At 62.2% G+C, this 14921-nt stretch carries 17 protein-coding genes; 11 read left to right on the top strand and 6 right to left on the bottom strand.

All coding sequences use genetic code 11. The annotated features are described in order from the left end of the window. The first annotated feature begins 12 nt into the window (after positions 1-12). On the top strand, positions 13-351 hold the full coding sequence (gene hisI, locus O1W68_RS12220; RefSeq protein ID WP_084346556.1) for a phosphoribosyl-AMP cyclohydrolase: 339 nt from the start codon (positions 13-15) through the stop codon (positions 349-351). Between the two features lie 35 nt (positions 352-386). Here the strand turns inward: hisI and O1W68_RS12215 are convergent, their stop codons facing one another. Together O1W68_RS12215 and O1W68_RS12210 are read right to left on the bottom strand one after the other, a co-directional pair. Continuing rightward, positions 387-884, bottom strand: a complete 498-nt coding sequence (locus O1W68_RS12215) for a MarR family winged helix-turn-helix transcriptional regulator (protein ID WP_269303885.1) — start codon at positions 882-884, stop codon at positions 387-389. Positions 885-997: 113 nt separating this feature from the next. After that, the gene (locus tag O1W68_RS12210) at positions 998-1462 is read right to left on the bottom strand and encodes a peroxiredoxin (RefSeq protein WP_269303884.1); all 465 of its coding nucleotides are present in this window, start codon (positions 1460-1462) and stop codon (positions 998-1000) included. Positions 1463-1517: 55 nt separating this feature from the next. Here O1W68_RS12210 and O1W68_RS12205 point away from each other — a divergent pair, with 55 nt between their 5' ends. From O1W68_RS12205 to O1W68_RS12165, 9 genes are all read left to right on the top strand, one after another. Continuing rightward, the gene (locus O1W68_RS12205) at positions 1518-3089 is read left to right on the top strand and encodes an anthranilate synthase component I (protein ID WP_269303882.1); all 1572 of its coding nucleotides are present in this window, start codon (positions 1518-1520) and stop codon (positions 3087-3089) included. Between the two features lie 62 nt (positions 3090-3151). Then, a complete protein-coding gene (locus tag O1W68_RS12200; RefSeq protein WP_442972364.1) occupies positions 3152-3835 on the top strand; it encodes a TIGR02234 family membrane protein in 684 nt (227 codons plus the stop codon). An 82-nt stretch (positions 3836-3917) separates the two neighbouring features. Then, positions 3918-4727, top strand: coding sequence for an indole-3-glycerol phosphate synthase TrpC (trpC, locus tag O1W68_RS12195; RefSeq protein WP_084346744.1), 810 nt, complete (start codon positions 3918-3920; stop codon positions 4725-4727). Between the two features lie 101 nt (positions 4728-4828). Further along, on the top strand, positions 4829-6142 hold the full coding sequence (trpB, locus tag O1W68_RS12190) for a tryptophan synthase subunit beta (RefSeq protein ID WP_269303879.1): 1314 nt from the start codon (positions 4829-4831) through the stop codon (positions 6140-6142). After that, positions 6139-6942, top strand: coding sequence for a tryptophan synthase subunit alpha (gene trpA / locus O1W68_RS12185; protein WP_136172100.1), 804 nt, complete (start codon positions 6139-6141; stop codon positions 6940-6942). Before trpB ends, trpA begins: the two co-directional genes overlap by 4 nt. Continuing rightward, positions 6939-7967, top strand: a complete 1029-nt coding sequence (gene lgt, locus O1W68_RS12180) for a prolipoprotein diacylglyceryl transferase (RefSeq protein WP_269303876.1) — start codon at positions 6939-6941, stop codon at positions 7965-7967. The genes trpA and lgt overlap by 4 nt, the downstream gene beginning before the upstream one ends. A gap of 106 nt (positions 7968-8073) precedes the next feature. After that, entirely contained in the window at positions 8074-8979 is a 906-nt protein-coding gene (locus O1W68_RS12175) for an NINE protein (protein WP_442972348.1), read from the top strand. Positions 8980-9845: 866 nt separating this feature from the next. After that, complete coding sequence (pyk, locus tag O1W68_RS12170; RefSeq protein ID WP_084346743.1) at positions 9846-11264, top strand: pyruvate kinase; 1419 nt, start codon at positions 9846-9848, stop codon at positions 11262-11264. After that, the gene (locus O1W68_RS12165; RefSeq protein ID WP_269303873.1) at positions 11265-12191 is read left to right on the top strand and encodes an acyl-CoA thioesterase II; all 927 of its coding nucleotides are present in this window, start codon (positions 11265-11267) and stop codon (positions 12189-12191) included. A 53-nt stretch (positions 12192-12244) separates the two neighbouring features. On the opposite strand, the gene O1W68_RS12160 is transcribed toward O1W68_RS12165, so the two are convergent. Together O1W68_RS12160 and O1W68_RS12155 are read right to left on the bottom strand one after the other, a co-directional pair. Further along, positions 12245-12661, bottom strand: a complete 417-nt coding sequence (locus tag O1W68_RS12160; protein ID WP_269303871.1) for a nuclear transport factor 2 family protein — start codon at positions 12659-12661, stop codon at positions 12245-12247. 97 nt (positions 12662-12758) lie between these two features. Then, on the bottom strand, positions 12759-13256 hold the full coding sequence (locus tag O1W68_RS12155; protein WP_269303869.1) for a DNA-deoxyinosine glycosylase: 498 nt from the start codon (positions 13254-13256) through the stop codon (positions 12759-12761). Positions 13257-13322: 66 nt separating this feature from the next. Here O1W68_RS12155 and O1W68_RS12150 point away from each other — a divergent pair, with 66 nt between their 5' ends. Further along, the gene (locus O1W68_RS12150; protein WP_136172107.1) at positions 13323-13508 is read left to right on the top strand and encodes a hypothetical protein; all 186 of its coding nucleotides are present in this window, start codon (positions 13323-13325) and stop codon (positions 13506-13508) included. Here O1W68_RS12150 and O1W68_RS12145 read toward each other — a convergent pair. Continuing rightward, entirely contained in the window at positions 13505-13996 is a 492-nt protein-coding gene (locus O1W68_RS12145) for an anthrone oxygenase family protein (protein ID WP_269303867.1), read from the bottom strand. The genes O1W68_RS12150 and O1W68_RS12145 overlap by 4 nt on opposite strands. Further along, positions 13993-14880, bottom strand: coding sequence for an NmrA family NAD(P)-binding protein (locus tag O1W68_RS12140; protein WP_269303866.1), 888 nt, complete (start codon positions 14878-14880; stop codon positions 13993-13995). The genes O1W68_RS12145 and O1W68_RS12140 overlap by 4 nt, the downstream gene beginning before the upstream one ends. Between the last annotated feature and the right edge of the window lie 41 nt (positions 14881-14921).

The following is a 14921-nucleotide window of genomic DNA, read 5'->3' as shown; positions in this document are numbered from 1 at the left end:
ATAACGGAGAAGATGACTCTCGACCCGGCAATCGCGGCCCGTCTCAAGCGAAACGAGGCGGGCCTGTTCAGCGCTGTCGCCCAGGAACGCAGCACGGGCAGCGTGCTCATGGTGGCGTGGATGGATGACGAGGCGCTCGCACGCACCCTCGAGACCCGCAAAGGCACGTACTACTCCCGCTCACGTGAGCAGTACTGGGTCAAGGGAGAGACGTCGGGACATACGCAGTACGTGCATGAGGTGCGCCTCGATTGCGACGGGGATACCGTCCTGCTGGTCGTCGATCAGGAAGGCGCAGCCTGCCATACCGGCGATCACACGTGCTTCGACTCGGACGTGTTACTGAGCTGACTGCTGCTGGGCTGGCGACTTGCTGGGCTGGCGTCTCAGGCTTTGCCTGTTCCTTCGGCAATTCCTTTGTCGAGTTGCCGAAGCATGACTTCGCTGAGTGCGGCTAGTCGAGCGACTTCGGAGTCCCCGAGCCCTTCGAACAGCAATGCTTGAACTGTGGCCACGTGAGCGGGCGCGGATTCGACGACCTTGTCCATCCCGCTGTCGGTGAGTACTGCGTACGAACCTCTGCTGCCGGGGATGCTCTCGCGGCGCACCCAGCCCACCTTTTCGAGTTTGGTGACCACGTGCGAGAGGCGGGACAGGGAAGCGTTGGCGAACTTGGCCAGATCTCGTAGCTGGATACGCCGATCCGGATTTTCGGATAGTACGGACAGTACGAAGTAGTCGAAGTGAGTGAGTCCCGAATCTCGTTGCAGCTGAGTATCGAGGGCGGCAGGGAGCCGTGTCAGGAGCGCTACCAGCGATCGCCACGCAGTTTGCTGATCGTCGGTGAGCCAACGAGGTTCGGCGTCCTCTGCCCGCACGTTCATCGACCTGTCCATCGCGGTGAGCCCTTCCTTCGAACACGATCACTCGTCGAGACAAGTCTGTCACTCTTCGTGAAAACAGAACGTGTCCGCCACAGCTCTTCGGTGCCGGCGGCCTACTTCTTCGCTCGAGCTCGTAGGAATTCGAGGGCATGGTCTGCGTGCGCTCCGAACCGGAATTCGCTCGAGAAGACCTCGAGCAGGGTGCGGTCGGTGTCGATGATGAAAGTGGACCGCTTCACCGGAGACAGCTTGCCGAGAAGTCCGCGTTTCACGCCGAAATGCGTTGCGATGGAACCGTCCTCGTCGGACAGAAGTGGGTAGTCGAAGGATTTCACATCAGCGAATTCGGCCTGCTTGGCAACGGTGTCGTTGCTGATTCCGGCTCGTGAAGCACCGACTTCGGCAAATTCGGCTGCGAGATCGCGAAAATGGCATGCCTCCGCTGTGCATCCGGGAGTCATTGCGCCCGGGTAGAAGAACAGCACCAGCGGACCGTCCTTCAGCAGGGTATCGAGCGAACGGGGCGTGCCGCTCTGGTCCGGAAGTGTGAAGTCGAGGACTTTGTCGCCTGGTTTCATGCACGGAGGCTACCGTGCGGCGAGAGTCGAGTGCAGCACCTGAGAAGATGGGGGTATGCATGGCGAGACCACGACACTGCCCGGTGCTCACGACGGCGTCGACAGGGGGGCGACGACCAGTCGAGCGGAATTCCGAGCGCTTGCCGCCGAACATCGCGTCGTTCCGGTAGTTCGGAAGGTTCTCGCCGATTCCGAAACTCCTCTGTCCGCCTACCGCAAGCTCGGCGGAGATCGTCCGGGCACCTTTCTGTTGGAGTCGGCGGAGAACGGTCGTTCGTGGTCGCGCTGGTCGTTCATCGGTGCCGGCACGCCCGCAGCTTTGACCGTCGAAGACGGAGAAGCACTGTGGCGTGGCAACGTCCCCGCCGGCGTCCCGTCGGGTGGTGACCCTCTGGAGGTCCTCGGTAGGACGCTCGAGCTGCTCCGTTCCGAACGCTTGCCGGATCTACCGCCGCTTACCGGTGGAATGGTGGGGTACCTCGGGTACGACGCGGTCCGCCGGATCGAACGACTCCCCGAACATGCCCAGGACGATCTGCACGTACCCGAGATGGTCATGCTGCTGGCGACCGATATCGCCGCGGTCGATCATCACGAGGGTGCGATCACGCTCATCGCCAACGCGGTCAACTGGGACGGCACCGTCGACCGCGTGGACGAGGCGTACGACGACGCGATCGCCCGGCTCGATCGGATGTGTGCGGATCTGGCAGCGCCCGCCTCGTCCACGGTGTCGACCATGGAACGCCCGAAACCCGAGTATCGGCGGCAGCGCACGTCCGAGGGCTTCGGCAAAGATGTGCATCGGCTCGTCGAGGAGATCGAGGCCGGTGAAGCTTTTCAGGTCGTGTTGTCACAGCGCTTCGAAATGGATACCGACGCGGCCCCCATCGACGTCTATCGGATGTTGCGTGCCTCGAACCCGAGTCCTTACATGTATTTGATGCACGTACCCGGTGCCGACGGTGAGACAGCGTTCTCGATCGTGGGTTCGAGCCCCGAGGCGCTTGTGACCGTCGTCGATGGTCTGGCGACGACACATCCGATCGCGGGAACCAGGTGGCGCGGCGACTCCGAGGAAGAGGACGTTCTTCTCGAGAAGGACCTGCTGGCGGACGAGAAGGAGAACGCCGAGCACCTGATGCTCGTCGATCTGGGACGCAACGACCTCGGCCGCGTCTGCACGCCCGGCACCGTCCGGGTCAGCGAGTATCGGCATATCGAGCGGTACAGCCACGTCATGCACCTGGTGTCGACTGTTGCCGGGAGCCTCGCGGAAGGCAAGCAGGCACTGGACGCGGTCAAGGCATGCTTCCCGGCGGGCACGTTGTCGGGTGCTCCCAAAGTTCGAGCCATGGAATTGATCGACGAATTGGAGCCGACCAGACGCGGCGTCTACGGGGGCATCGTGGGGTATCTCGACTTTTCCGGTGACGCCGACACTGCCATCGCCATTCGTACCGCGCTCATCAAGGATGGGACGGCCTACGTGCAGGCGGGTGCTGGTGTCGTGGCAGATTCGGTCGCCGAGTACGAGGACACCGAAGCCAAGAACAAGGCGATGGCGGTACTCGGTGCCGTCGCGGCCGCGCAGTCGCTCCGCCCGGTCGGAGGTACAGACCGTTGAGTGAGGACGCGACACCCGGCAAGGCGAGCTCGGAATCGGACTCGGACTCGGACTCGTCGAGCGTGAATCCCATCGATTCGGACGCTGCATCGCCCAAGGGCGGTCGGTCCCGCTCTGCAGCGGTGGCCGTCGTTTTCCTGCTCGTCGGTGCAGCTTGCCTGTGGGGAAGTTCGAGGATGACGTGGGTGCACGTCACTTCGTTCGATGGGCTGGGGGAGGAACGATCGACGGATCTGCTCGGTAGTGCGTGGGCTGCGGCATCCACACCGCTCGCACTAGCACTTCTGGCGGCCGTCGCAGCGTCCTTCGCGGTCAAGGGGATTGCGTCGAGAGTCCTCGCAATTCTCGTTCTGCTCGTTGCCGTCGGCGCGGGCCTGCCAGCACTGGAATCTCTGCTGGGCGAAGTCTCCGATTCCAAGGCGGCCAGTATCGCCGAACTCCCGGCACGTGCGGAAGTGACCTCGACGGTTGCTTTCGCTTTGCCCGCTGTCATTGCTTTGATCGGCGCCGTGAGTGCCCTGTTCGCAGCCGTTGCGCTGTTTCGGAAACCAACCACGCGGAAGGGGTTGTCCTCGAAGTACGACGCCCCAGCCAGTCGCCGCGAGGAAGTTGCACGTCGAGCCAAGTCGGCGGCAGACGGCACTGGGGCGAACGGGGAGGGAGAAGACTTGACCGAACGAATGCTGTGGGATGCCCTCGACGCGGGCGAGGACCCTACCGACGAGTCCGGCACCCGGAGTTCGTGACACAGAAACCGCCCTCTACGCTAGAGAAGACCTCGATGAGTTTCCTCACATCAGGTCACGGATGGAAAGGACTCGGGTCACCATGACTGTTCTCGATTCGATTCTGGACGGTGTTCGCGCCGATGTCGCAGCACGTGAATCGGTCGTCGATTTCGCTGCTGTGAAGGCTGCCGCTTTGAAAGCGCCTGCACCGCTCGATGCGACCGCAGCACTGCACGAGGACGGAATCGGCGTCATCGCCGAGGTCAAGCGCGCGAGCCCGTCGAAGGGTGCACTGGCCGACATAGGGGACCCGGCCGTGCTGGCTCAGGCATACGAGCTTGGTGGGGCAAGAATCATCAGCGTTCTCACCGAGGAACGCAGGTTCAACGGTTCGCTGGCCGACCTCGACGCCGTGCGCAAAGCAGTGAGCATTCCGGTGCTGCGCAAGGACTTCATTGTGGGGCCCTATCAAATTCACGAGGCGCGTGCCCACGGAGCCGATGTCATTCTGCTGATCGTCGCAGCGTTGGAGCAGCAGGCGCTCGCGTCTCTGCTGGATAGGACCGAGTCGCTCGGTATGACAGCTCTCGTCGAGGTGCACACCGAAGCAGAGGCCGATCGGGCTCTCGAGGCGGGCGCCACCATCATCGGGATCAACGCCCGCAACCTCAAGACCCTGGAGATCGACCGAGACAGTTTCGGCCGAATCGCTCCCGGACTGCCCAGCGAAATCATTCGAGTCGCCGAGTCCGGCGTCCGCGGGACTGCAGATCTTCTCGCCTACGCAGGCGCAGGTGCCGACGCTGTGCTAGTGGGCGAGGGACTCGTCACCAGCGGTGATCCGCGTACTGCCGTATCCGATCTGGTGACCGCAGGAACTCATCCGTCCTGCCCTAAGCCTGCGCGCTGAATCACGACCGACCGGCGCTTGTTTGCGCCGGTTCGTCGTGTAAGGCGGGTAAGTAAAACCCCGAATTTCGGTCGTAGCGGTCGCTGGGGCAGACTGGACGGGTGACCAGCCACCTTCAGAGCCCCCGTTTCAAGGGCGGAGATCTACCCGAGAGCAGCCTCGGGTTGACCGACCGCAGCAAACACGATCCCGATATCGGCGGGCACTTCGGTGTATACGGCGGGCGGTACGTTCCGGAGGCGCTCATGGGCGTCATCGAAGAAGTCACTGTCGAATACGACAAGGTGCGCAGTGACGAGAAATTCTTGGCAGAGCTGGATCGACTCCAGCGCGATTACACCGGGCGACCTTCCCCGGTGTTCGAGGCCACTCGGTTGTCCGAGCATGCTGGCGGCGCAAGAATTCTTCTCAAGCGAGAAGACCTGAACCACACTGGTTCTCACAAGATCAACAATGTCCTCGGACAGGTGCTACTTGCCAAGCGAATGGGCAAGACGCGGGTCATCGCGGAGACCGGGGCCGGGCAGCACGGTGTCGCGACGGCCACGGCGTGTGCACTGTTGGGCCTGGAATGCGTCGTATACATGGGTGAGGTCGACACCGAACGTCAGGCTCTCAACGTTGCACGAATGCGGTTGCTCGGATCTTCCGTCGTGGCTGTCACCTCGGGGTCGCGGACGCTGAAGGATGCGATCAACGAGGCCTTGCGCGACTGGGTCGCGCATGCGGACGATACGTATTACTGCTTCGGAACAGTGGCTGGCCCGCACCCGTTTCCATCCATGGTCCGCGACTTTCAGCGGATCATCGGACTCGAAGCGCGCCAGCAGGTTCAAGCGTCGACCGGACGCCTTCCCGACGCCATTGCCGCCTGCGTCGGCGGCGGTTCGAATGCTATCGGCATTTTTCACGCGTTCATCGACGACCCGTCTGTTCGTCTCGTCGGATTCGAAGCTGCAGGGGATGGCGTCGACACCGGCAGGCACGCTGCCACCATCAGCGGCGGCTCCCCGGGCACTTTGCACGGGACGTACTCATACCTTTTGCAGGACGAAGACGGCCAGACCACCGAATCGCACTCGATTTCAGCGGGATTGGACTACCCGGGCGTCGGCCCGGAGCATTCCTACCTGCACGACATCGGGCGTGCGGAGTATCGGGGTATCACCGATACCGAGGCCATGGATGCGTTTCGGCTGCTGTGCAGGACCGAGGGCATCATTCCGGCGATCGAATCTGCGCATGCGATCGCCGGCGCTTTGAAGCTGGGACGAGAACTTGGCAAGGACAAGATCGTGCTGGTCAATCTCTCCGGGCGCGGCGACAAGGACGTCGATACCGCGGCCGAATGGTTCGGTCTGGTGGATGCAGACGGTGAAGCGCACGTAGACGGCGAAAAAGGTGACCCCGCATGACCGAACGACCTTCCAGGCTCGGCGCAACGTTCAGAGCGTGCAAAGACGAGAATCGGGCCGCACTGATCGGCTATCTCCCGGCGGGATTCCCGACGGTCGAGAAGTCGATCGAGGTCTTCGAGACCATGGTGTCCTCAGGCTGTGACATCGTCGAGGTCGGTATTCCGTACTCCGACCCCGTCATGGACGGGCCCACTATCCAAGCAGCGGCAGATACCGCACTTCGTGCTGGTGCCCGGGTACGTGACGTGTTCACGGTCGTCGAGAGAGTCTCCGCGAGCGGCGGTAAGGCCATCGTGATGACCTATTGGAATCTCGTGATGCGATACGGCATCGACGCTTTCGCCCGGGATCTCGCGAGTGCAGGCGGACTCGGCATCATCACTCCCGATTTGATCCCTGACGAAGCCGACCAGTGGATCGCTGCCTCGGATGCACACGATCTCGATCGCATCTTTCTCGTTGCACCGTCTTCGACCGAAGAGCGACTGGCCAGCACGCTGAAGGCCAGCCGCGGGTTCGTCTACGCGGCGTCGACCATGGGTGTCACCGGTGCTCGTGATGTTGTCAGCTCGTCCGCACCTGAACTTACTGCCCGGATCCGCAAGCATTCCGACATTCCGGTGGGTGTCGGTCTCGGTGTGCGCTCGGGTGCGCAGGCCGCCGAGATCGCACGGTACGCCGATGCAGTCATAGTCGGTTCGGCTCTGGTGTCCGCAGTGGACAAGGGTCTTGATGCCGTCGCGGCTTTGACCAGCGAACTCGCCGAGGGTGTCCGTTCGGCTAACGTAGCCCTGTGAATTCCGTCGTAGGACCCTCGACTGCAGTTCTCGCGTATATTCCCAGTCCGCCGCAAGGTGTTTGGTACATCGGGCCGATAGCGCTGCGTGCATACGCTCTCTTCATCATCATCGGGATCGTCGTTGCCGTCGTATGGGGTGATCGCCGGTGGGTGGCCAGAGGTGGAACCAAGGGCACCGTGCTCGACGTCGCAGTGTGGGCAGTCCCGTTCGGCCTGCTCGGTGGCCGCATCTATCACGTCATCACGGATTGGAGCACCTACTTCGGGCCGGGTGGTGATCCGGTTCGCGCGCTCAAGGTGTGGGAAGGCGGGCTGGGAATCTGGGGTGCGGTTCTTCTCGGAGGGGTCGGCGCCTGGATCGCCTGTCGTCGTCGCGGAATCCCGTTGCCCGCGTTCGGCGATGCAGTCGGACCGCCGATCCTGCTCGCCCAGGCGATCGGTCGTATCGGTAACTACTTCAACCAGGAACTGTACGGGCGAGAGACCACGCGAGCATGGGGTCTCGAGATCTTCGAACGCGTCAACTCCGCCGGCCGCCTCGATCCTCTGACAGGGGTATCGAACGGTGTGATCGAAAAAGTGGTTCACCCGACGTTCTTGTACGAGCTTCTGTGGAGCCTCGCCATCGTTGTGCTGCTGGTGGTCGTCGATCGTAGATACGCCGTCGGACACGGGCGCTTGTTCGCTCTGTACGTCGCCGGATACTGCGCCGGAAGGTTCTGGGTCGAACTGCTACGCGACGACTACGCCACGCATATCGCGGGAATTCGGGTCAATACCTTCACCTCGGCCATCGTGTTCGTACTGGCGGTCCTCTACTTCGTACTGGCTAAGAAGGGCCGCGAAGATCCGGCAAGCCTCGCGTCCAAGGACCACACGAGCGCCTCCGCAGATACTGAAGAGACCGAGACCGAGACGGAAGAGTCAGAGCTGGCATCGGACCAGAAGACGGATTCGGCGGTCGAACCCGAGAAGGACTCTGCCCCGACGTCGGGGCAGGAGAAGAATTCCCCGGACAAGTGAGGCCCGCGAACCGCAAAACTCGGCGGGCGCCGAGAGCTGAAGGACCTTACGGTATGGACGTGGCAGGCTGTGCTGGCTGCTATCGATTTCGAGCAAGGAGTAGCCGGTGAGCGAGCCCGACAAGAAGCCCGAGAGTGGATCCTCCGATGAGGGATCCAACAATGAGACGGAACGAATCGAGACGGAACGAATCGAGACGCCCCCCGATTTCGGCACGCCGTTCGACTATGACGCGACGGCCGAAGCGTCGTTGTCCGAGCAGCCTGCAACCTCGGAGACGGGACCGATGACCGGCGCAATCGGATCGGGATCGGGTTCGGGCCCTGGATGGGCCGTACATTCGGGTATCGGCAACGGTCCGGGATGGGGCGAGTCGCCGAGCTACCCACCTCCCACCGCCCCCGACCCCGCCTCCGACAACGGGCCAGGTTCCGGTGTCAGCTTCGACAAGCCGAACACGGCACCGTCGTACGGCGACACTTCGCCCGAACAGAGCTTCGGCGCATCTCCTTACGGTCAGCCGGGCCCGGTGTACGGGGCTCCGGACCCTGGCTACCCGCAGCCGAACCCCAACGATCAGTATTACGACCAGTACCAGGGCGGCGGCTACGGTCCACCGCCTTCGGGCCCGCCACCGGGAGGATTTCCACCACCGCCCGGGTATCAGCCGCAGCAGGGATATCCACCACTGCCCGGTTATCAGCCGCAACCTGCATACGGGGGTTATCCCGGAGCAACATACGGAGTCGATCCCATGGCGCCGTACGGTAGGCATCCTGTCACCGGTGAGCCGTTCTCGGACAGGTCCAAACTGACGGCCGGTTTGCTCGGAATTCTTCTGGGTGCTTTCGGCGCCGGACGCTTCTACCTCAATCAGCCGGGCATGGCGGTCGCGCAGATCGCAGTTACGTGGTTGACCTGCGGAATCGGCGGGATCTGGCCGCTGATCGACGGGATCATGATGCTGACCGGAAGCGTGCGAGATCAGCACGGTCGGCCACTGCGGGACTGATGCTTCGCACGATGAACCGCGTATTGCTACGGCCGGGAACGGGCAGTCGACGATTCCGGCCGTAGCAATATGCGGACCAAAGTACGGCAACAAGTGTCATTGGGCCGCCCCACCGCTCGCTCGATATCCTCCGTGAGCTCGCCATGTTGGTTGTGGCCCTGCCGCCTCACTCTCCCTGGTCTCGCGCTGGCGACGGTTTGTTTCGCACTTGATGCTGCCGCGGTTGCGACTCTCTTGTTGGCGCCACTTGCATTGGTGTTCGCGAGCATCGTGCAGGCGAGTGCGACGGCGCGACGTACTGTCTTGGCCGCCGTGGTGGGGTTACCGGTTCCTCCGGCGAACCGGCCCGCGGTGTCCTCGCGGCGGAACCCGTACGTCCTGGTTGTCGCCACGCTTCGCTTCGGTCGGATGTAGCGGAACCTGGGTTCACACCTGACCTCGCTGCTCGCGGCGGTTCTGACGATCGGGGTGGTGATAGGGACTATGGCTCTGATCGCGCGTGCCGTGGTGTGGCCGGTGTACGCCGTAGGGAACCCATCGTTCTACGAATTGGCATGGGGCGGGCCAACACTCGCTGGAGCGGTAGCGGTTCATCGCGTGCCGGGTGTAGTTCTGTTGGTCGCCGGGCCGTGGTTGTTGCGGCGACTGACCCGACTGTCTCTGCTCGCCGCTGGTGTCGAACGGGTCACCGTGCATCCGGCCTCGGTCGGCAGGAAAGCTGAGAAGTGCAATTGGGGCAAGCGGCACCGGTCTCTGAACCGATGCAGGTGCTCTGAGCACTGCCTGAGTCTTATTACTCAACGGTAGATTTTCGTTGGTCACCTCTGCCGACTAGCAGAAGCGACGCACCGACTACGCTCTTCTTCGTGAGCCGACGTACGAAGATCGTTTGCACCCTTGGACCTGCGACCGCTACAAGTGAGCGAATCCGTGAACTCGTAGAGAGTGGAATGGATGTCGCCAGACTGAATTTCAGCCACGGTGATCACCCCGATCATCAGGCGAACTACGAGAGGGTTCGGGAGGCATCGAATCTCACCGGCAAAGCCGTGGGCATTCTTGCCGACCTCCAGGGCCCGAAGATTCGTCTCGGTCGATTCGCCGAGGGTAAAACCACCTGGGCCGCCGGCGAATTGGTGCGTATCACCGTCGACGAGGTCGAAGGCACTCACGATCGGGTGTCGACGACCTACAAGGAGTTGGCGCAGGATGCCAAGGAAGGTGACCGCCTGCTGGTCGACGACGGCAAGGTCGGGCTCGTAGTCACCGGTGTCGAAGGCAACGACGTTCTCTGTCGGGTCACCGAGGGCGGACCGGTCAGTAACAACAAGGGCGTGTCCCTGCCGGGTATGGATGTATCGGTTCCGGCGCTGTCGGAAAAGGACATCGCGGACCTCGAATTCGCGCTGGATCTCGGTGTCGACTTCATCGCACTGTCGTTCGTCCGTTCGCCTGCCGACGTCGAATTGGTCCACTCCATCATGGACCGAGTCGGCCGCCGAGTGCCGGTCATCGCCAAGATCGAAAAGCCCGAAGCAGTCGACAATCTCGAAGCCATCGTTCTTGCATTCGACGCTGTGATGGTCGCTCGCGGCGACCTCGGCGTCGAGTTGCCGCTCGAACAGGTACCGCTGGTGCAGAAGCGTGCCATTCAAATCGCTCGCGCCAACGCCAAGCCCGTCATCGTCGCGACTCAGATGCTCGAGTCGATGATCGAGAATTCGCGGCCTACGAGAGCAGAAGCGTCCGACGTGGCGAACGCGGTTCTCGACGGAACCGATGCAGTCATGCTCTCCGGTGAGACCTCCGTCGGTAAATACGTCATGGAGACCGTGCGCACGATGGCTCGGATCGTCGAAACAGTCGAGACCGAGGGTGACGGCGTTCCACCATTGACACACACGCCGCGCACCAAGCGTGGGGTCATTTCCTACGCCGCCCGGGACATCGGCGAGCGTCTCGATGCCAAGGCGCTTGTGGCCTTCACTCAGTCCGGCGACACCGTACGACGCTTGTCTCGTCTGCACACCTCGCTCCCGCTACTCGCGTTCACCTCGATTCCGGAGGTACGTAGTCAGCTTGCGTTGAGTTGGGGGACCGAGACGTTCCTGGTTCCGGAAGTCGAAACCACCGATGCAATGGTGCTCGAAGTCGACAAGGCCTTGCTCGAACTCGGCCGGTACAACAAGGGCGATCAGGTCGTTATCGTCGCCGGTGCGCCCCCCGGCACAGTAGGCTCGACCAACTTGATCCATGTGCACCGAATTGGGGAAGAGGACCGGTAAGTGGCAGATGTGGGGGGACCCGGTGCCGCAGCATTACCCGACACCGATGTGAAGACGGATCTGCAGACGCTTCTGGAGTTACTCGACCTCGAGAAGATCGGTGACGGTGTGTACCGGGGGGTGCATCCACGCCAGGTGGGTAGCCGCACTTTCGGCGGCCAACTCGTCGCGCAAGCTCTGATCGCGGCGGGTAAGACGGTCGAGGGCACCACCCGCGACGTGCACGCTGTCAACGCACACTTCATCCGTGGCGGAGACGTCAAGAAGCCCATCGACTATCACGTGTCCATCCAGCGCGACGGACGCGCCTTCGCCAACAGGCAGGTCACCGCGGTTCAGGACGGCAACGAGTTGTTCGTGATGTTGGCCGCGTTCCAGGACTTCGGTAAGGGGCTCGAGCACAGCGTCGAACTACCCGACGTGCCGTACCCGGATGCATTGCCTCCGCTCGGCGATCACTTCATCGGATACGAAGATCGCCTGCAGATGTTCGTCAACGCACTCAAGCCGATCGACATGCGTTACGCCAACGACCCGACCTGGATCATGCAGGGAACCGGTGAGAGGCTCACGCACAATCGTGTGTGGATGAAAGCCGACGGCGAACTTCCCGATGCGTCGATCTACCATGCGGCCACGATGGCGTATGCGTCGGACACGACAGTGCTCGACTCCATCATCACCACTCACGGGCTTTCATGGGGGTTCGATCGGATCGTTGCGGCGACCGTCAATCACTCGATCTGGTTCCACCGGCCGTTCCGATTCGACGAATGGGCGCTCTATGCCACCGAATCACCGGTAGCTGCTGGTTCGCGGGGTTTGGCCACCGGTAGGTTCTTCTCGATGGACGGGCTGTTGTTGGCCACCGTCGTCCAAGAGGGCCTGATTCGACACTTTCCCAAGAAAGAACGCCTACCCACGTAGATCGTCAGGCTGTGCCGAGAGCCGCGGTCTCCGTGCCGGACACCGTGATCGCGTCAGGCGTGGTCCTCCACGGGCAGGACAAGGTCCCCGAGGGTGCCCAAGGGCTGACACGAACGGTAGGTGATCCGCCAACCCTCCTCCGTGCGCAACCACTTGTCGTCGTATATCCCTACGAAGTCCCAGTGCTGCACCGGACGCCCAGGCGCGGAAAAGTGTATGGCCCGGATGTAGCTCGTCGAAGTGGCCCGGTCTCCATCGACCCGGACGCGGTAGTTGCCGGTCAGGTGCTGGGTGGGCCCGCAGCGGCCGAGGTAGCGGATGGTGTTGGCGGTGATCGCAGGCAGACCTTGCTGGCCGTAGCCTTCGGCGTCCTCGGTGAAGATCTCGCCGAGGCGGTGCCACTCCTTGTGGTCGAGGATCCAGGCGATTTCGGTGAGCTGCTCGACGATCTCCTGGTGGTTCTCATTCATTGCATGCTCCGTTGGTGGGTGGGATCGTTGTTCTCTCACCGAAGATATAACCGCACAGACGACCTGAAATACCAACGACGGCCCAGCGCAACCGAGTTCATCGGCCGACGACCGCCCACGCAGCGAGCTTGGTCTCGAAATTCATGGATGCGTGCGCCGGACTCGTCGACGGGAGCAGGGCCGTCGTGACTTCGACGGTGCGCACCGTCGTCGGCGCGTACCGACGATAGCTGGCTTCGGCCTTGGCGCCGTTGAAGAAGATGCGGTTGATCGACGGGTGAGATTCGAGGAGCGCGGCGATGTCGTTTATCTCGATGGAGGATTCGACGATCGCGGAGTCGAGGCTTCCTGTTCGCGTGCACAGCTTCAGCACGTCCCAGACGGCGATACCGTGGCGTCGTAGCGCGGCAACTCGATCTTCGTAGGCTAGGTTCGGTCCGGCCTCGAACAGTTCTCCCATGATCTGCCAGAACGCATTTCGTGGATGTGCGTAGTAGGCCTGGGCAGTCAGTGACGCGATTCCCGGCATCGATCCGAGTATCAGCGTGTGCGCATTGTCCGAGACTATCGGCGCAAAGCTGTGGATGGTGGTCATGATCGAAACAGTCTCACGTTGCGAAAGCGCTGCACGGGTAGCAGTGGCTGACGGACAATGGTCATCATGTTGGACCCACGAGTACTCGACAACCATGAGCTCGACGCAGAACTGGCTGCACTCCGGCGGGGGCGTGACGCCTCGATGGACGAAGGAGCAGGAGACGACACGTTGGCCGAGGCAGATCGGCTGATCGAGAGGTTCGAAGCGGAGATAAAGGCACGACACCAGGATTCCAGCCTGCAGGACTAGATGGAGGGCTGACATCTGACGGCGATCGTCAATGCGACGCAGGCTGCTCCGGCTGCGCCTGTGCGTGCGTGGTTCCACGCGGTCCAGCTGTCCAGGTAGTCCGACCAGACCTGAGCGCCGGCCGGGGAGTCTGCACTTGCTGCCGCCAACGTGTCATTGAGCGGGACGTTGACGACCATCGTGACCACGACGCAGCCGAGAACATACAGAATTGCGCCGACCACTACGAGGCTCTGCGATTCGGTGCCGATCCAGATGGATCCGGCGGCCGCGACGATCGCGGCAACGGCACTGCCGATAAACAAGGTCAGGAAGCTCGGTGACACGATCGAGACGTTGATCTGCTGCATCGTCGCGATTGCCGCCGACGGTGGTTGATTCTTCAGTGCAGGCATGACGCAGATCGAGAATGCGAGCATGACTCCAGCAATGAGGCCGCAGCCGATAGCAGCAACCATGGTTGCGACGGCGGTCGTTCGTTCGATCACGAAGGGCTCCCCGCTACGGACAACGACGCAGCGAACGCTTCGATGCTCGTGGCCGTGGTGTTCGCGGATGTGCGAGGTACCGGCTCGGTCAGTTCACCGCTGTTGAACGCCCGGGTCATGTCTACGTAGTGGTGGGAGTACTCGAGCGAAAATCCGATGGTTGTCAGAACCGATGCCATGTCGGCGTACGGCAGTTGGACATACCGCGGATCGGTGATGCCGAGGTGCCTACCCAGAATGGTGGTGGCTTCGATGTAGCTCACGTCACGTTCACCCAGGAGTTCTCGGACGACATAACCGTCCCAATCGGGGTCGACGAGCGCATGTGCTGCGGCGGCCGCGATATCACTGGTCGAGATCATCGGGATAGGTAGATCCGACACGATCGAATCGACGTGGCTGCCTTGCTGGACAAGCTGGTCGACGGCTGCCAGCAGATTCTCGAAGAAGGACACCGGACGCAGGGCCGTCACGCGAACGCCGGTGAGGGCACGAAGTCGTGCCTCCTGGCGATGCAGCGCGCCGATCACTCCCGGTGCGTCTAGTCGGTCGGCGCCCAGGCTGCTCAACGTGACGACTGTGGGTACTTTGCTCACGGATATGGCCGATGCAATCGACGCCCCGAATCGGTCCTGTTCGGCCGAATAGTTCTCGGTGAACGGATTGCTCGGGACCATCGCGAACAGCGCGGAGCCCTCGTGTAGCAGCTCAGAGAGCCGAGTGGTGTCCAAGAGATCGCATTCCTGCACTTCCGCTCCGCGCTCCGCGAGATCATCCAGCGTCCTCGCGCTTCTTCCCAGGGCTCGAACAGGTAGGCCGTCATCGAGTAGGAAGTGTGCGATCTTGTTGCCGACGTGTCCGCGTGCACCCATCACCGTGATCATGAGGTTTCCTTCGTTGCTATTGGTTGATGGAATCCAGTTTG

The organism is Rhodococcus sp. H36-A4, assembly GCF_027158005.1.
Taxonomy (GTDB): domain Bacteria; phylum Actinomycetota; class Actinomycetes; order Mycobacteriales; family Mycobacteriaceae; genus Rhodococcoides.
This window is presented reverse-complemented; position numbering and strand designations above follow the sequence as displayed.